The sequence below is a fragment of the Candidatus Nitrosotenuis cloacae genome (assembly GCF_000955905.1).
GTDB lineage: Archaea > Thermoproteota > Nitrososphaeria > Nitrososphaerales > Nitrosopumilaceae > Nitrosotenuis > Nitrosotenuis cloacae.
On record NZ_CP011097.1, the window covers coordinates 1321361 to 1339952 of the forward strand.

11 protein-coding genes and 1 tRNA gene are annotated in these 18592 nt (G+C 41.0%); 4 read left to right on the forward strand and 8 right to left on the reverse strand.

What is annotated here, in order from left to right; genetic code table 11:
• Positions 1 to 48 precede the first annotated feature (48 nt).
• The 4 genes from SU86_RS07550 (at position 49) to SU86_RS07565 (ending at position 2658) form a co-directional block, all read left to right on the forward strand.
• The gene (locus tag SU86_RS07550; RefSeq protein ID WP_048188604.1) at positions 49 to 1305 is read left to right on the forward strand and encodes an MBL fold metallo-hydrolase; all 1257 of its coding nucleotides are present in this window, start codon (positions 49 to 51) and stop codon (positions 1303 to 1305) included.
• Between the two features lies 1 nt (position 1306).
• A complete protein-coding gene (locus SU86_RS07555) occupies positions 1307 to 2146 on the forward strand; it encodes a DNA-3-methyladenine glycosylase family protein (RefSeq protein ID WP_048188605.1) in 840 nt (279 codons plus the stop codon).
• A 47-nt stretch (positions 2147 to 2193) separates the two neighbouring features.
• Positions 2194 to 2271 (forward strand) — tRNA-Arg (locus tag SU86_RS07560).
• A 39-nt stretch (positions 2272 to 2310) separates the two neighbouring features.
• Positions 2311 to 2658 carry a hypothetical protein gene (locus tag SU86_RS07565; protein WP_048188606.1) on the forward strand — a complete coding sequence of 116 codons (348 nt, stop codon included), beginning with the start codon at positions 2311 to 2313 and terminating at the stop codon, positions 2656 to 2658.
• On the opposite strand, the gene SU86_RS07570 is transcribed toward SU86_RS07565, so the two are convergent.
• The 8 genes from SU86_RS07570 to SU86_RS07605 form a co-directional block, all read right to left on the reverse strand.
• A complete protein-coding gene (locus SU86_RS07570; RefSeq protein ID WP_048188607.1) occupies positions 2655 to 3122 on the reverse strand; it encodes a cupredoxin domain-containing protein in 468 nt (155 codons plus the stop codon). The two genes, SU86_RS07565 and SU86_RS07570, sit on opposite strands and share 4 nt — an antisense overlap.
• Positions 3123 to 3175: 53 nt before the next feature.
• Entirely contained in the window at positions 3176 to 4621 is a 1446-nt protein-coding gene (locus SU86_RS07575) for a cytochrome b (protein ID WP_048188608.1), read from the reverse strand.
• Complete coding sequence (locus tag SU86_RS07580) at positions 4602 to 5210, reverse strand: twin-arginine translocation signal domain-containing protein (RefSeq protein WP_048188609.1); 609 nt, start codon at positions 5208 to 5210, stop codon at positions 4602 to 4604. The genes SU86_RS07575 and SU86_RS07580 overlap by 20 nt, the downstream gene beginning before the upstream one ends.
• Positions 5211 to 5249: 39 nt before the next feature.
• A complete protein-coding gene (locus SU86_RS07585) occupies positions 5250 to 9221 on the reverse strand; it encodes a S8 family serine peptidase (RefSeq protein WP_236687684.1) in 3972 nt (1323 codons plus the stop codon).
• Positions 9222 to 9498: 277 nt separating this feature from the next.
• Positions 9499 to 10425 carry a methyl-accepting chemotaxis protein gene (locus SU86_RS07590; RefSeq protein ID WP_236687685.1) on the reverse strand — a complete coding sequence of 309 codons (927 nt, stop codon included), beginning with the start codon at positions 10423 to 10425 and terminating at the stop codon, positions 9499 to 9501.
• Positions 10426 to 10559: 134 nt separating this feature from the next.
• On the reverse strand, positions 10560 to 15872 hold the full coding sequence (locus SU86_RS07595; protein WP_048188611.1) for a beta strand repeat-containing protein: 5313 nt from the start codon (positions 15870 to 15872) through the stop codon (positions 10560 to 10562).
• A gap of 140 nt (positions 15873 to 16012) precedes the next feature.
• Positions 16013 to 17338, reverse strand: a complete 1326-nt coding sequence (locus SU86_RS07600; RefSeq protein ID WP_048188612.1) for a ThiF family adenylyltransferase — start codon at positions 17336 to 17338, stop codon at positions 16013 to 16015.
• Positions 17339 to 18553: a threonine synthase gene (locus tag SU86_RS07605; RefSeq protein WP_048188613.1), complete on the reverse strand. Its 1215-nt coding sequence runs from the start codon at positions 18551 to 18553 to the stop codon at positions 17339 to 17341.
• Positions 18554 to 18592: the final 39 nt, after the last annotated feature.

Here is an 18592-nt window from a genome sequence, read left to right on the forward strand (position 1 = left end):
TGATTTTGTAACAACCTTTTAACGTAGACCAAAAACCATCCCAAGCTCTTGAAAGTAAAAGTTTTGGGTGCAGGCCTCGAAGTTGGCAGATCTGGCTTTTTGGTAAATTGTGAGGACACCAACTACCTATTGGACTATGGAGTGAACTTGGGCAAAAACCTCCAAGCCCCAATGCATGTGATGCCAAAGGAGGTGGATTCCATTATTGTGACTCATGCACATTTGGACCATTCGGGATATGTTCCACTGATGTATGTGAGTGGCACCTGTCCTGTTTATGCTACAGCGCCGACATTTGATCTGAGCAGAATTCTAATTGAGGACATGCTAAGGCTGGAAAAAGAGGCACATCCGTTCGGCCTTCCAGAGGTCAACAAGATGTATTCCCACGCAAAAAGAATAGGATTCAAAGAAAAGATAACGCAGAAAAAGTCATCATTTGAGCTTCGAGATTCCGGCCACGTGGTGGGAGGCGGAACCGTACTCTTAGAATCAGAAGGTAAAAAGCTGTTCTATACAGGCGATATCAATGTCAGAGGTTCCCGAATGCTTCGCGAGGCAGACTTGGATGTTGGCGAAATTGATCTTCTCATTACAGAGAGTACCTATTCGCAGACTGAGCAAATGCCAAGGCAAGAATCCGAGGAAAAATTCATCGAGTTTGCAAATGAAACACTAGATCAGAAAGGAACTCTCTTTGTTCCGGCATTTTCTGTAGAGAGATCACAAGAAATTGCCTGCATACTAAAGAACGCCAAGTTCAAGCACAAAATAATCATGGACGGAATGGCACTAAGCGTAAATGAGATACTATTGCGTTATCCAGGCTATTTACGCGATTATGATGTATTCCAGGATGCAATAGAAAACACAGTATGGGTAAGAACCCATTCTGAGAGAAAACGCGAACTATCAGAGCCGTGTGTTGTCATATCACCGGCAGGCATGCTGGTTGGCGGAAATGCGGTGTTTTACTTGCAAGAGTTGGCCTTAGATAAGAAAAACGGAATCGCATTGGTATCATATCAGGGAGAAGGAACGCCGGGAAGAAGACTGCTCGACTCTGGCAAGATTTCAGTTCAGGGAAAGGATCGAAAGGCAGAAGCACAGGTACGACAATTCGAGTTTTCGGGTCATTCTGATAGAAATGGGTTGTTTGATCTTATCAAGAGCATAAAGGGCAATCCAAAGGTTTTGACAGTACACGGAGACGGAAATTCGTGCACCAAGTTTGCCCAAGAGATACATGAAAAATTTGGCTTTGAGGCACATGCCCCAATGATGGGCGATGTCATAACAATTTAGAATGCAAATCAACGTAGATCACAGCATCAACAGCGGCCAAGTGTTCTTGTGGGAAAAATTTGGCACAAAGAAGTGGTACGGGGTAAATGGTGCTGACATATTACTAGTTGATGAGTCAAACCCCAAAAAAGTCCAGTCATACCAAAAATCAAGCTGTGATTTGTTTAGAGAAAAAGATGATTTTGATAAAATAATTAAAACAATATCCAAGGACAAAATAATTAAAAAAGCAATCAAGGAATTCCCAGGCCTCAGATTATTGCGACAGGATCCATTCCAGTGTTACATTTCTTTTATTGTATCAGCAAATTCCAACATACAAAATATCAGACACACATTACAAAGACTAGCAAAAAAATTCGGAGATAAAGTAACATTTGATAAAAAGGAATTTTATTTGTTCCCAGAACCAAAAAGACTTGCAAGTGCGACAAAAGCAGAATTACTATCATGTGGTCTTGGATACAGAGCTCCATTTGTAAAAGACGCTGCAATTCAAGTTGTGGATGGCTGGATTGATTTTGATCATCTAAAAAAAGCAGACTATCACGCTGCAAAAGAATCATTGATACAGGTGTATGGCATAGGAAACAAGGTAGCAGACTGCATCTTGCTTTTTTCATTGGAGAAACTAGAGGCATTCCCACTAGACAGATGGATAATTCGTAGCCTGCAACAGTATTATCCACAAAGATTTTCCTTTGAGGGAAAGACTATCACTGATAAAAAGTATCGATTGCTCCATGAGCAGATTGTGCAGCATTTCGGCCCATATGCAGGATATTGCCAACAATTTCTTTTCAAAATGATCAGAGAAGCAAATCAAAAAAACTGGCTCTAAGATCTCCACTCGTTATGTTTAAAATGCCAATAACTTGTCAGGTTTTTGGGCCGGTAGCTCAGCATGGATAGAGTGCTGGACTTCTAATCCAGTGGTCAAGGGATCGAAGCCCTTCTGGCCCGCCACACCTAAAAAATTATTTAACATTAGGAATAGTTGCCATCATGAAAGATATCGAAATAACGCTCCAAGACAAAAACATCAAGCCAAATTTGGACATCGTTGGTACAATCAAGGTGAATTATACCGGCAAATACGACAGCATCGTGCTAAACACCCAAATTCTCGGCTCCAACGAACTAATGTTGTTTACATCATATAATGGAAAAAAGATATCGCAGCGAAGCTCGCGCCTTTTTATCAGCAGGGAATCCATGCCGCAGGACAAGGCAGACTTTACTGCCATGATCACCTTTGAGCCCACTCAAAAACATGATGTAAAGTTTCGCGCATCAATAATTGAGCAACACAAAGAGATAGAAAGCGACGTCTTGTTTGCAGGAATTTCCTAGAATCTCTGTTTTGTTACTACTACTTTACCAGTCATCCACGGATGTGGTGAGCAGTGATAGCTGATTTCTGCTGCCTCTGTAAAGAGAAATTCGTATGATTCACCAGGCTTTACCACGCCAGTTGAGCCAAACTCTCCACTGTACGAATCCTCATATGCCTTATCAGGAGTTACGGTATGGGCAGTGATATCATCATTTACCCATATTGCCTTGTTATCAACGCCTAATTGGATATTGACTAGTTTTGGAACAAAGTTGTCTTTTTGCTCTTGGCTATCAGATCCTTTGATCATTGCCAATTGCATTTTGTCTGGAGGATTGAGAATCTCTTCAGATACCTTTGGCTTTGCCAAGGATTCTGGAAGATAATACAACTGATAATAACCAATTCCAATAGATATACCAACAATTACTGCAATTACTCCGATTCCATATGCATGACTTGATGTTGGTTTGCTGCTCAACGATTTTGGGTGGTCGGTAAAAGTCTTATAAAGTTTGTTTAGCGGATTCGATCTTAATTTTCCGACTTGTGTTCTTTTGGAAGCTCTTTTTGAGCTGCTTGTTCCAGTTGTGGTTCTGCTGGTTTTGGTGCTGGTGGTGGTCTTTTTGCCTCACTTAGTGCATATCGGTACACATGGAACATTCCTGCAAACACAATCAGTATCAGTCCAGTAAAGAACAGCGACAGATTGTTCAGGCCGGTGATTGCTGCATTATACGCCGCGATATTTAGATAAACTTGGAATGCCAGCAATCCGACTATGACCCAGTTTAGCCATTTCTGAGACAGGTTTATCTCGGCCACCTTTTTTGGTCCCTTGTCTTTGTTGAGCTTTGCCTTTCTTTCTGCTTCCTGAGCCATCTTTATCATCATATAGCTAAAGCCAAAGCCCAACGGCACAAGCAGAATCATTACCAAGTAGAAGAATATTGGATCAATTACCAATCTTTGCACTAGAGGAATGGTAGTATCAGACGGGATGTAAAAGCCCCAATATGTCGTGACCATTATTTGTGCAATTCCTGTAATTCCAAATGCCGTGATTAGTGGTCTGTCCTTCCAAGAGAACTTCTTGTATCTATCAAGGAACGGTACAAGCAATAATGCACCTATGAACAGGCCTGGCCAAAGTACGCCCGTGACGAACTTGTCGTATTGTGTCCTAAGGAATGCATACAGTCCTGTCAGATACCACTCTGGAACGGTGATTCCAGGCGGTACGGTTGGCTCGAACTTGAATCCCATGTCAATCGGGAACACGCCTCCTGTGATCAAAATTGCGCCAGAGATTGCCATTACCATTGGCACATCAAATACCAAGAATCGCGGGAAATGCACCGCCATCAAGCCCAGCATCACAAGCGGCAAAACAAACACATGTTGGGCGTAAAATCTCAGTACAAAGTCCGAAAACCCAGACCCAAACATGGCATCCCGTATTGTGGGACCAGCTATTGGAATGGAGTTAGTCAGTGATGCCGCAATACTGATTGCAAGCTCGGCTCGCTCGCTAAATATGATATCATATCCGGTGAATGCCTCTAGTATTGTAACGGTACCTAATATGATGCCAGTTACCCAGAGAATTTCATTTCTTATTTTGTATCTTCCGCTAAAGTATTGGTAATACATGTGTAGTATGGCCAAAAGAACCATTGCGTTTGATCCATGATAGTGAATGTTACGAATGTGGAATCCAAACGGAACTACATTGTTGATTTTCTCTACACTATCCCATGCTCTATCAAGTATTGGCATGTAATAGAACATGAGTAGTGCGCCTGAAACGCCCAAAATCACAAACACGATAAATGTGAGCATTCCCAAAAATCCAAATGGGCTGACAAACCTGGATGGGAATGAGAACTTTACACCAGTAAATATTGTTCTCTCAAGGCCATCCCAGATCCAATACAGAAAGGCAACTGTGCCTGTACGTCTACTTAATGAAACGGCCATATCCTACTACTCCATTGTCGTTTGGTGAAAACTTTGCTGGTAAAATCCACAAATCTCCTTTAGAATCTGCCTCCATGTCAAGCTTGGCAAGCGTATTAGATGGCGATGCTTGCAATGATGCAGGCCCTGCAAATGCAGTTCCAGTCATTGGGTTGTACATACTTCCATGACATGGACATTCGCCCCTTTTACGGCCTTCTTGCGGCCAATACTTCCAAAGACACCATAAATGCAAACACACCATGCTAAATGCCCTAAAGGAGCTTGCATCGTTTTTTGCCCCGCCCAGCTCTTCAGGTAATCGAATAAACTGCCATTTTCTAAATGCCTCCTCATCTAGAACACGGTCTCCAGTTGAAGGATATGTAATGACTTCGGCATGATTTGTCGGAAAAGTGTTAACGTTTGCCTGTCCCCCGTCTGGAAGTATGACTGGTACTTTTTCCAGCTTGGCGCTGTCTGGGTTTGGCATGAATTTGCCCCATGGTACAAATGGTGCAAAAGTGAGTGCCGTGCCTGCAGCACCCATTAATTTAAGAAAATCTCTTCTGGATAGCGTAGCTACTTTGGTACTATCCCCTTGCGACATCCAAAGCTGATTTTCGGAACTTTTCTTATAAACCTTGTTTCAGTATTTTGGTAATTTTTGCGACTTGTTTCCAAGAACAATAAAGATTGTAATTCCGATCGCAAATATACCGGCAATCACCAACAGTGTGAAATTATAATCAAATTTGATGTCAGTTTGATGTGCGGTACTAGTATCCTTTGCTCTTTGTATCTCAAAGTGGATGATTTTTTGATTTATGTTGTTTGCCTTGTCTGTAGCAATTATCGTAATATCATATTGTCCATCTTTTAGCGAACCAGTATCAAGATTGATGATATTTTGATTGTGTATGACAGTACCGTTTGGAAGTAACACTTGATGAGCATCAGGATTCTCATCCAATATTGTATAATCCAAATGTAAGGAACCAATGACTTTGGAGTTAGGTTTGGGAGAATTTATTATAATTTCAGGCATTGTTTTGTCTACAATAAAAGAATAAAATTGCGTCGAGATATTACCCATCTCATCTGCTGCATCAATTTTGAGATTGTGTGATCCTTCCAGAATTGAATCAATCATATCAAAGTCAATTTCTTTATCATCAAGATAATACTTGACAGAAACTTGTCCATCATCAATTATTGTTGGGATGGGAATAGAGCCGTTTACAAATTGTGGAATTGAAAAAGATATTTCTGGGGGTTTGTCATCTGCAAAAATTGAGGAAAACTTTGCAATTACAGTGAATGGTTCCGTTGTAGATTGTCCTCCAAACAAAGTCGAGTGCAAAAGTAATGTGTAGGTGCCGGTCTGGTTTATCGGTGTATACAATAATGTGGAGGTAGCATCTTTGTTTTTGACTGGATAAAATCCTCCGCCCTCGCTGAATACAGTAGTGCCAAGCCAGTCAGATGTGGGCCAATCAAGCAATTGTCCAAATACGCCGGACGGCATGTTTGTCTGTATGATCTTTCCCTGTGGATCAATCATAAAGATGGAAAAGTTTGTGTCTGGACTTTTCCAAGATATATCAAAGGATGCAGTGTTGATCGTAGAGTCTTTGATATCAAAGTAATATTGACGCCAATCACCTGCGTTGTATCTGTTTGTCATATCAAATGCACCCTTGACATATCCATTTCCATATAGGATGTCAGAATTTTTCTCGCCAGATATTACTGTGAGTTTGTCCTTTTGTGTTATTTCGGAAGTCACTGCAAATGATACGGGTGCATTTACGGTGTGATTAGCTCCAATAAATCGAATAAAGCCCTGGTATACACCCGGCTTTGCATCATCTGGAACCATAATGGTTGCAGAGATCTGGGCTGAGCTGTATGGGGGGACCTCAACTAGACTATTGTCAATCCACACATCACTCCAGTTTTGCTTTTTGTAATAGCTGGCAGATAGCACATAGTTCATCTCAGTCGAGTTTTTCTTTGTCTCGCCAAGCCAGTACGAATATCTTGTCGGAACGGGATATATTCCGGCCAGCGGGATATTTTCAAATTTAGTGTTTGGCTCCGATACGCGTATTTCTTGGACTGTGCCCCAAGTGCCGCCACGATTCACCAAAGAGAGTTCTGCGCTGGATACTTGATCGTCTTTGTTCTTATCATTCCAGTCATAGAGATATAGTGAGGCAATCTTGGTATCAGATGCGTAAAGTTTCTCGGTTTTATTCAGAAAATCAGAGAATGCAAAATTAAGGTTCATTACCATCAATTCTGCATCTTGTGGAATTACGGTCTGGTTATCGTAATATGAGAATAATGAATTGTGCTGCTTTGCATCTTCCAGCTTGATGTAATCCGGCCTAAACACGTTTGTCTTGTTGTATAAAGAGTCCTTTAGTCGCAGTTTTGTAGTAGAGTTTGTTTCGGATTTTTGAATCAGTTCGATCTTTTGCGGTATGACGTGTACTGTTATGGTATGGTTGCTTGGGTTTACTATGGTATATGTGGTTGAGCTTTTCTCGCTAGGTACAAGTCTTCCTGCAAACCAACTTGTTTGAGGCTGTGTTTTGTCAGGCAACTCAAAGATGTCAAATCCCGGCAGTGTAGAATTTAACTTCAGCATTGGATCATCTAGTATTTTTTTAATATTGTAATAAGTAGAGTTGTTGTGTACCAAGAATATGCCGTCTTTTTCATTCACAAACTGGACAGCTTTGTATGAATTTACTAGTCCTGATCCTTGCGTGAATGGATCATTTTGAAGATCAGTTGCAGTAGACATCAGTATGTTTTTTATCATAAAAGAATCATAGTTTTGGTTTTTTTCCTTTAGGCTTTCCATTAAAATGGCAGCAGAGCCCGCAACTAGTGGTGCGGCCATACTTGTTCCACCAAACATTGAAAACGATTCTTGTTTAGAGTCTTTTTTTGCTTTAAGCACATTGCTTGGCACAAAACCATATGCACCAACATTCATCAAATCTGGTTTTGGATCACCAATTATACTTGGGCCCCTACTTGAGAAATCAACCACATTGTTTGCATGAATAGTAGTATTTCCAAATCGTGGCTGGCCCTTGAATGCACCATATCCAACATAGACATTGTTTGTTGTGGCGCCAACCGTAATCCCAAAGGGGGCAGCATTTGGGAGGCCCATTGTGCCATACCCATGGCCTGCATTACCAGCACTGGATATTATCACCACTCCAGGATATTTTGCGTCAACCGATTGTGGTGTGGATAGAACATTCGCTATCAGTGATAGTATGTCAACACCTGGTGACGTTTTCAGGGATGGAAAATTGGATATTCCCCAGCTGTTTGATATGATATCTGCCCGTGGCCTGCCGGAAAACTTCCAGGTACTGTTTGCACTATCAAATCCGGATGCCCACAACCACCCATATACCGTATCCCCAAACCAAAGCGCCTTTACAGGAATTATTTTTGCGTTTGGTGCAATTCCTGGAAGAGTATATTTTTTTGTATTATTGTAAATGTCATATTGTAATTTTCCTTTTGATGCAATGGATGATGCCGCACCAGTTCCATGTCCAACAAAATCAGTCATTATACCAAAAAAATTGCCTTGTGGATCCATTGGAAGCAATAAAGTACCATTTGTTGCTTTTAGGAATTTATCAACTGAAGATTTGTTTTGGGAAAATATACCGTAGACATCAACTACTCGAGCGCCGACGGTTCCCGCACTATAATCTAGTTTACCATCCTTGTTGGAGTCATAAACCAAGAACTCATTTCCATTGCCAAGTTTGATTGGTGATTCATCAGTAAAATCAAAATCATATGTCGGTTTTTGTCCCTTTTTTAGATCAAATTTTGTGTAGTCTTGCCAAGATGTTGTCAGATCAGGGATTATTGTATCATAGACTCCTGGAAATTGTGAATCAACCACCAATACCGGAACTGCCTGAACACTTGTGAATGGCCCCTGCATTGCACCCTGATATATCATGCCAAAGTGATAGACACCGCTTGCAGACTTGATGTAATCACGACTGGTTTTTCCTATTTTGTAATCATCAAGAATAGTACCATTAAAAATTGGTGATAACCCACTGGATGGGAAAAACGAGTTGTAGATTGATACTGGTGTGCCTTTTCCTTTTTGTTTTAGGTTCAAAAATATGCCATTTTTTGTAAGATATACATTTGAGGTTGCATTTTTGGTCAAAGATTTGTTTGTCTTCTCAATGATTGACTTTGTGGTGTTTTCCAGTACACCATATTTGTCAATGTTTGCAACAAATGTCGCATTGGTGATTATGATGCCTTGCCCATCAGCATCAAGCATTATTGGGTAATTTTGGTCATCTCGTGCAAGCGAATCTTTTAGATCAGGATTTGAAAAATCAACACCAGTATCCACTATTGCTATTTTTATTCCGTTGCCAGTGTAATTGTATTTTATCTGTACAAGCTCTGCCCCAGTAGATTCTCTTATTGCATCCATTTCAGAGTATGAGATATCATTTTTTGTTGTGTGAAATTCTAATGGAAAGTCTTTGATTATGTGATATCCTCTCGCATTAAGAATCGGTATTGATTGCTCGGAAAGTATCATGATCGAAAAAAATCCATTACCAGTTCTAACGCTAGAAATTGAGTTTGCACCAGACAGATCATCAACGGAACCATGACCAAAAACAAGATAACGCTCCAACTTGTGATTTTGTATCACTTCTGAAGGCACAGCCATAAGATCAGAGAATCGACTCTGTTCTAGTTTTTGTTGATCTAGTTCTAAAAAACCATAGGAACTAGAAATCGTTGAGGACAGTAAAAATGTAGATAATATTAGAGAAGCTAGTTTCATTTGAGAAAACGATTTCATGGTAGGATTATCTTCGTCTTGCAAGAATCACAATTTGCAATGCCACAATTATCGCAATCGATGCGACTATGGGAAACAACAAAGAATTTAGCTGTGTGTTTGCCTCTTCCATTGTTCTTACGGAATCAGATATGGATGTGACGCTTTTGTCAATGTTCTGGCTTGCAGAATTTAGCGAGGAGCCAAACCCTTCAATTTCTGATTTTAAATTATCCAGCTCAGATGAGGTGTCATCAAGTGCAGAATTTAGCTCAATGATTTGCTTTGATATTCCACCAAGATCTTGCTTTAGTACCACTGTTGCTGCAGAGCCGTGTGATATTGTGCCTTGGGAAAATGCAACTATATGAAATACATGTGTACCTTCCTGTGTTGGAATGAATTCGGTATAGTACAATCCCTGATGTAATGTCTTAAAAGAAGTTGAAAGATTCACCACTTGTCCATCAGGCAGATGAACGTGTGATGTGCCAAGCAATTTGTCTGGGTTACCTCCAACTAGGAGACCATCGCTTGTGACCTGAGTAAATATCCTAAAGGGTTGCTCAACTGCGGCAGTTTCTGGAGCAAAGACAAGAGTTGTTATAGTTCTAGAAACTGGAATTTTCTCAATTTCTGTTGTTGGTGAGAATTTGATCTCTGTTTTTTTGGCAAGACCGTTTTGTTGAGTACTTATTGCCTCAATTGAATAGGTTCCATATGGAATGGTAGTTGAGGCTTCCGGCCACACGAACAACTCAGTCTGAAACTGACCATCTTCATCAGTGGTTATTTGTGTGAAAGTGATCACATTCTCATCTGGTCCTGAGAATCTCAGAACCACGTCTTCTTGCGGTAATGCTTTACCATACACAAAAAGTGGTTTATTTGGAGAATAGATCTGGCTATCGGTAAAAAAGTCTAGTTGTTCTGCGAACACATATGGAATACTCATAACAGATGCAAGACAAAAAATCAATAACAGTTTCATCTGTCCAGTATTGAAAAGATCTGCTAGATATTGCTTATGATAGCATCCGCTAGGTTTTGTTATTAAAAAAAGAAAAAAGGGATAGTTTTAGTTTAGTCTTAGCTGACAGTTATGTCTACTGATACAGGTGGGCTCAACGCTGTTGGGTTGTCAACACTTTCCCAGACAAACACTGTTGCAGTGTATGTTCCAGGTGCTGTTGCAATCCAAGACAATGCTGGGCTGAATGATTGACCTGCTGATAGTGAACCTGTAATCCATGCGAGTGATACTGTAACACCGTTTTCATCCTGGACTTGTACCAAGTATGCAAATGGTTGCTCTCTGTCCTGGCCGTTGGTCAAATCGGCTGTAATTTGTACCTGTTGGTCTACGGACACCTCATCTAAGGTGTTGCCGAAGGCATCAACAACTCTTGCGTTAGAAGCTGGTGCTCTCTCAAGAGGTGGTACTACAGTTCCGATAAACGCTGTGCCGGTAATATCGAGCTCATCTGCAGTTGTGTACGGGTCAGGTAGTGTATTGTCTTGGTATTCTGCTGTGACAGTGTCACCTTCTGCGACTCTGAGTCTGTGACCGGATGATTCATCGGTAGTTGTGAAGAACACAGTACCTTCGAATATTCCAGTTGCCTCATTAGTCTCAGTTACAGTCAAGTCAATACCGCCTGCGTCTGAATCAGACCAGACGTCAGTGTTAAAGTTGTCAACTGCTTCTGGGTTTAAGTTCATATCTGGATCAATGACTCTTACTACTCCTGTTCCGCTAGCTGGATAGCTTGCCTCAAGCCATGCGACTTCGCCAATATTCCATCTGATCAATGCTGATCCTACAACAGTTTCATCCTCTGAGAATTCATAGGATACTGTTAGACCATCATCATCATCAGCAGATAGCAATCCATCTGTTGGACCACTACCGCTTGTTGTACCAGGTGCATCACTTGTGGTTCCGTCACCGTCAGCATCATGGCTAGTAAATCCGGTAAGGATTACTTCACCAGTGAAGATGCCAGTGTCAGTACCAGTCTCGACAAGTTTGTAATTGTCTCGGTTAAATCCTCTGGTAGCTACTTTCAATGGATCAGAGGTTGATTCTCCAATTTCATCGATTAGGTTGCTATCAAAGTTTTGATCAGGTGCTACAACTGTGATGTATACTTTGTCAGTCCATGTGTACACTTTTTGGTCTAGCTCGACTGTAGCACCAAAGTTAGATGTAAAGATTGTCAGATTGACATCTTCATCTTCTTGGCCTACATAATCAGAACCAGATGGACCCCAGTCAGTGAATTCTAATACAATCTCTTCACCTCTTTCCAGTTTATCTCCACCTAACGTTTCTGGAATCTCGATGACAGTCTGGTATATACCAGTGCTATCACCAGTTTCTCTCAAGTCAGATGGTTCTGGATCGAATGAAGCGCCTGAATTGCTGGCAGTTCCACCCAAGTTACCCATTGTAAGGGTATCGGCATCTGAATCCCATTCAATGAGATCCAAATCATATGTCTCTGCCAGATCATTATCAAGGTCAAAGTCTGGTTCAATCAAGGTTAAGATCATATCTGAACCAATGATGTAAACAGATTTGTCGGATTGTAGTGCACCGTTTCTGAGATCGAATGTTGCTGAGTCGGTTACAGTGTTAGTATCGCCAGATGCATCGGCTGGATCGGTATACTCTACGGTGATAATATCACCTTGTAGTATACAGTATGGAGTACTAGAAACGGCATCGAATCTTGAATCCATACCAGCTCGTGTACCTGGGTTGTTTAGTGAGTCCCACAGTGTAGTAGTTGGACAAGTTGTGCTTGATGGACCATCAGTATATGAGATATCTAAGTCGAACTCAAAGATTCCACTCGTTGGAGCGGTTTCTGTGATTGGTCCTAGATCTCTAATATTAGTCGTGGTTGAGTTGTTGCCACCGACATCAATTTCGCCATTTCTTGGTGTTGCTAGACCTGCATAAGCAAGTACAACACTGTCTTGGCCTCTTGATACAGTGACCTTAACTGGGCCACGATTAGAGTTTGCTGCTGTTCCTTCTGCAATCTTGTCTTCACCAGTAGCTGAAGTATCGAAGTCTGGATCATTTACTTGGACATGGATCGTTAGAGGTCCATCGCCCAATGTCTCAGTAGCTGCGATAGCTGTGCCACTTGCGGTGATTCCAGTCAAATGGACTGGGAAGATAGATCTGCCAGATGGTGTTGATGATGTTGATGTTGCAAAGTCATCAGTGCTTCCGAATGGAACTGGATACACGGTTCTATCAAGACTGATTGAGCCGGTATTTGCTCTGATTCCTGCGCCATCACCTACTTCAACTATCTGTCCAGATGCATCTCTAAAGTCGACATAGTTTACTTCCATATCCAGACCTTGTGCGTTAACAGGGCTGGTTACTAGACCAGCTGATGTGTTACACACTTTGCCCGGAATTATGAAGTCACCTGTGAAGATGCCTGTTGCTGAACCTGTTTCAATTAATGTGAAACCGGTTGCAGTAAGACCAACATCAGTAGCTTCGCCTCTTAGTGAGGTTGCGCATGCGTTGTTAGTATCTTTCCAGCGGGCATCATCAAATGTGATATCTAGTAATCGACCTAGTGCATCACCGTTTGTTAGTGTTGGAAGATTTGTTGCACCGATTGTATCTTGTGCAGCGTCTTCAGCACCAAGATTGGTGCTGTTTACTGCTGTATAGATATCGATTAGATCGACATCGGTGTTAAGATCTTGATCTTCCAAGGTTACTGTTACTGTGTCTGCTTTCTTGTATGTAGGCTTGTCAAATGATACAACACCAGAGTGAGTTGGTGCATCTTCTTGATCTGAAACTTGAGTGATTGTGCCATCTGCAGCAAGGTCATTATAGTTGACTCTTGGTGCTTCCTCATCATCTAAGTCTTGATGTACAACAAATGATGGGTCATCAGCAACTGTGCTTAGACCAGTATATGTTGCTCTGTCAAGGATGTTGAGTTGATTGAGCATTACAAATTCAAGTGTTCCTCCAAAGATAGATGTGTTATCTCCAGTTTCCTCAGCTTCAATTCTTACGATTTGGTTATTGACTCTGTTCTCTTTTGTGAGTCCATCGCCAATATAACCAAATGAGAAGAGATCAGCTGCCATTGTCACGTTAGATGACAAAGCGGCTGGTGCTAGAGTTACGCGTGTAAAGTTAATCAACAATCCAATACTATCAGTGCTGTCAACACCATCAAAGACAAGTTCATTTATCTTTGCGGCTTGAGCAGATGGTAGATTTGTTCCATTAAGTAATGAAATTGATTGTGGGCTAACGTTAGTTGCTAATTTGACATACTTTGTTCCTGTTGCAATACTGAAATCATCATTTGTTTGTCCAGATGTTGTATCGCTAGTCAATATTCCTCGTGTTGAGGTATTGTTAAGCAAGTAAACAGTCGCATTTGTGATTGATGGAGAAATACCTCTGATGTCAATATTTACTAGGTTGAAACCGTGGAAACGGCTTCCAGCGCTAGTAGATGTTGCTCGTGGATCACGAATTGATTTTAGCAATTCTGCTCCGGTAGTTTCAAAGTCAATTACAATTGCAGTGACTGAAGATGTTGCGTTTGGATTCAACAAAGCTCTTTCACTGTATTTTTGTACAGTTGTTACGGCACCGGTTGCTGAGGTGCTTGATGCACCGTCAACCCACCTTAATGTACCGTTACTGCCAAAACCGTTTAGGAAGCTACCACTGGATGCATGTTGTGCGCCAGTAAAGGTTCCTGTAAGGTTGCTAAGGAACATTGCACTTGTTACTGTTGAGCTCTCAACACCGGCTTCACCAAGGGTGAATGGATCGCCAGTTTGTAATGCAGGAATTATTGGTACATCTGCGTTGTTATTATCCAGATCCTCATCTGTTCTGCTGTTTTTGTTTGCATCAGAATCAGTTACGGTTACTGGTATTTCTTCGCCAGAGTTCCATTCTGCATCAATTGGTGCGATATCAACAGATGCAAATCCGAATCCTACAACGATGCTCTTTGAAGCCTGGTTGTATTCGATTGTTGCGGATTTGCCTCTTGGAGCATCAGTTGTAATTGCTAATACAGAGGTATCAGACTCGTCATAAGTTCCGAAAATACCGGTGTTTGGACCGCTTTCGGTAATTGTGACTGGCTGACTTGCTGAAGTAATTGTGGTTTTACCACCGCTAACGAATCCATTTGGACCGCTAGTCATTATACTGTCGGCGTTGTCTTGTAATTGCAAAACATTCTTTGTTGCAGATTGTGCATTTCTGTTTACTTTCATTACTCCATTATCCTCGAACATTAATTTGGTTAAGTTACCAGTTAATGCTTTGGATAGACCGACGGATGTGTCAGTTGAAGTACTGGTTGCTAATGCACCATCTTCATTGAATATTCCATAGAAGGTTGTGGCATTAGTACCTAGTGTACCAAATGTCCACGAATCCTCATCTGTTGGGTCGATGTTTAGCTGTAAGTCAGTAATAGTTGCATGTACTTGTGAGCTTAATGGGTATGATGTTCTGTCCAGATCAGTTTTTGCAAACGAATCTACAGTATCAAACTTTAGTGTGGTTGATTGTACACCGCCACCTTTGTTGTACTGAACTACAACGTTACCTGTTGGGTTAAAGTTGTATAGTTGGATGAACGGCCAAATTGAGTCTATAACTGCTTGTTTTGGACTGGTAGAAGCTGCATCAGTCATTGATGTTGAGTTTATACCAATGTTTCCAACTTTGACAGTACTAGTTCCCAAATTGACTTGTTTATTTTCTCTTAGAACTCCAGTGTTATTTACTGTGAGACTGCCTGGAACAGGCGCATCACATGTAAATGCATCCAAGCTTGTGGATCCATCGGCATCGATGTTACCATTCCACTCGAATGTGTTCGTACCAGTGTTAGTAACACTAGTAGTATTAGTGAATGGGAATGCAACTCCTACAGTTTGTGTGAAGGAAATTGTTGCCCATCCAGTAGTTCTAGAACAAAATGTACCAAAGTCTAATCCTTCTCCGTTTCCACCAACACCAGAAGCATACTGTATAGCGTCTGCTCTTAGTGCTTGTGCTTTGTCGGCGAAGTAACCATACCAGTTACCGTCAGAGGCTTGAACCATTCTTAGTTTGTTGCCGTTGATAGTAACATCAGGCTCACCTTTTGCTTTGTCAGTATCTTTGATATCACTATCAATTACTACTACTTCTGTGACCATTGGTCCAGCGATGTAGTTTTGGAATTGAGAGTTCTCAGCTGATACAAACAAGTTAGCATTTGCTGCTGCTGCTTCTGGCATTGTGCTTGGAGCAAATGCAGAGAAGCCAGCGGCTAGCATAATTGTCATTAATGTAAGACTAGTTAATTTACGTCCTATCTCGTTGTTCATGTTATTGATTTTTTGTTTAAAATTCAGTATATAAGACTAATGGACAATTTGTCCACAATTTGATGTATTTCTGCATTTTTTTCATGCCTATCTCAGCTTAGATCTATTTTCTTGATCGGATATTGTAAGATTTACACCTATTATGAGGTTGTTTTACCTATTAATGTCATATAAAGAGCAACGGCATCGTTTTCATCTCTTGAACCCACTATTACTGCCGAGCCTCTTTTCATAAAGCTCACTGACAGGTCATTGTTTCTCATGGATATTCCCAGATCACCTTGATTTTCTATTTTCAAGTTCATATTATTTGCCAAATTTGTGATTTTTTCAGTGTCGATTTCAAATTTCTGTGTCGGGGTGATTGAGAAGGTTCTCTTACCTCTATTTCTACCACACAGTTCTTCGATTATCAGGTCTTGTTTTGGTACAGACTCGTGTTTGCCAGTCCCACACACAGTACACTCGTCTACTCGAAATGTTTTAGTCATGACAAAATCTAGATTTTCAAGATCCACGTGTAGTATTTTATCTGAAAGACTTGGAGTTTTGCCAAGAATTATTTTGACTGCTTCAGCTACCTCAATTCCTCCAATTATGGAAAGAATTGATGGGTGTACGCCTTCAATGCTGCATGTTGGCATTGAGTCCTCATCCAATTCTGGAAACATGCACGAATAGCATGCACTCTTGCCGGGCAGAATTGTGAATGCCTGGCCAGATACACCTACTGCCGCACCAGTCACAAACGGAATGTTTTTTTCAATACATGCCTTGTTTAGCGCATATCTTGCATTGACGCTATCTAATGCATCAATCACAACATCACATCCTTCTATGGCATCAAGTGCAGTGTAATCATTTATCGATATAGGTAGAGATTCAATTTCAACGTCCGGATTGAGTTTTTTGAGTTTTTTTGCTGCTACTTCTACTTTGATCTGGCCAACATCAGATTCATCAAACATTGTTTGTCTGTGTAGGTTTGATAGCTCTATTACATCTCTATCGATAATACGCAGTTTACCAACACCCATTGCAGCCAGTCTCGTTGTGATTGGATTTCCAAGGCCGCCCACCCCAACTACACATATTTTTGCAGTCCTGAGATTAAGCTGTCCCTGATATCCAATTTCCTCTAACATTATTTGCCTTGAATATCTATCAATGTCCTTACTAGACAATTCAGAGCCTCCAGCCACTGCCGGTAAAATATAGATCTCATCACCATCTTTGAGTTCAGTATTCATTCCGCCGGAAAATCTTGCGTTTTTTCCGTTCACATAGATGTTTATCAGAGAACGCGGTGTCCCGTCATCGTTTAACACCCTACGCTTAAAGTCATCACCCATATTCTCAGACACTTTGTTAAATGATTCTAAAAGTGAACCAGCTGTGATTTGGAGTTTTTTTTCTCCGCCACCTTTGTTTAAGACCGACGGTATGGTGAAGGTAATATTTGGCAATTATTTCACCACTGCCGCAATCTTTGCAACATCTGCCGACATTACTTCTGGTTTTGCCAAGACTTCCATGATAGATTCAGTGGTTTTAAGGCCATTTCCTGTCACATAGCAAACCGTGGTATCGTTTTTGTCAATTTTTCCATCATCGATCATTTTCTTAAGTACTGCTACAGAAACACCGCCTGCCGGCTCTGTGAAAATCCCCTCTGTTTGTGCAAGGAGCAATATGGCGTCAAGAATTTCTTTGTTGTTTGACTCTTCCGCATATCCGTTGTATTGTTTTAGTCGTTTTAGCACATAACGCCCATCTCCCGGATCTCCTATTGCAAGACTTTTTGCTATAGTATTCGGATTTTCAACCGGAGTTACTTCGCTCATGTTATTTTTGAATGCATTAACTACAGGTGCACATCCATGAGGTTGTGCTGCAATCATGTGCATATTAGATACAGAACTCAATAATGAAACATTTTGTAATTCTTCAAATCCTTTGCATATGGCATTAAGCATTGCACCGCTTCCTACTGGGACTATGAGTTGATCAGGAACTTGCCAGTCGAGCTGTTCTGCAACCTCATACGCCAAGGTTTTTGATCCTTCCACATAATACGATCGCATGTTGATGTTGACAATTCCTATACCTTTGCTGTCACCTATTTGTGCAGCAATTCTATTTGCGTCATCATATGTTCCATCGACTGCAATGAATTTGCATCCATATGCGAGTGCTTGAGCTATCTTTGCATGCTCAATATCACCTGGAGCAAAAACATAACATGGAAACCCACCTTTTGCGGCATGAGCAGCAGTAGCAGATGCAAGGTTTCCAGTAGATGCACATCCAACTGCAGATAATCCAAATTCTTTTGCTTTAGATACTGCGATTCCAGCAGGTCTGTCCTTGAATGAGAAAGTTGGATTTACAGAGTCATTTTTTATGTATAAATTGTTAAGGCCTAGCTTCCTTCCGAGCTTCTCGGCCCTAATTAAAGGAGTCATACCAGCATGAATGCTCACAATATTTGATTTGTCCTGAATCGGTAAGAGTTCAAAATACCGCCAGTACGTATGTTCCCTTCCAGAGAAAGTGTTTTTAGAAATGTTAGGAAAGTCATATTTAACATCCAGAGGGCCAAAACATTCTTCACAAATGTACTTGAATGTTGATTCGTATTCTTTTTTGCATTCTCTGCATTGGAGTGATATTTTCCGCATAAGAAAAACCGAGTAAATTATCTAGTTAAAATGTCCTAA

Coding starts and splice junctions, on each gene's coding strand:
- SU86_RS07590 (WP_236687685.1), bottom strand. CDS start 10,425: ATGAGTATTCCATATGTGTTCGCAGAACAACTAGACTTTTTTACCGAT.
- SU86_RS07555 (WP_048188605.1), top strand. CDS start 1,307: ATGCAAATCAACGTAGATCACAGCATCAACAGCGGCCAAGTGTTCTTG.
- SU86_RS07580 (WP_048188609.1), bottom strand. CDS start 5,210: ATGTCGCAAGGGGATAGTACCAAAGTAGCTACGCTATCCAGAAGAGAT.
- SU86_RS07605 (WP_048188613.1), bottom strand. CDS start 18,553: ATGCGGAAAATATCACTCCAATGCAGAGAATGCAAAAAAGAATACGAA.
- SU86_RS07585 (WP_236687684.1), bottom strand. CDS start 9,221: ATGATACTTTCCGAGCAATCAATACCGATTCTTAATGCGAGAGGATAT.
- SU86_RS07575 (WP_048188608.1), bottom strand. CDS start 4,621: ATGGCCGTTTCATTAAGTAGACGTACAGGCACAGTTGCCTTTCTGTAT.
- SU86_RS07565 (WP_048188606.1), top strand. CDS start 2,311: ATGAAAGATATCGAAATAACGCTCCAAGACAAAAACATCAAGCCAAAT.
- SU86_RS07595 (WP_048188611.1), bottom strand. CDS start 15,872: ATGAACAACGAGATAGGACGTAAATTAACTAGTCTTACATTAATGACA.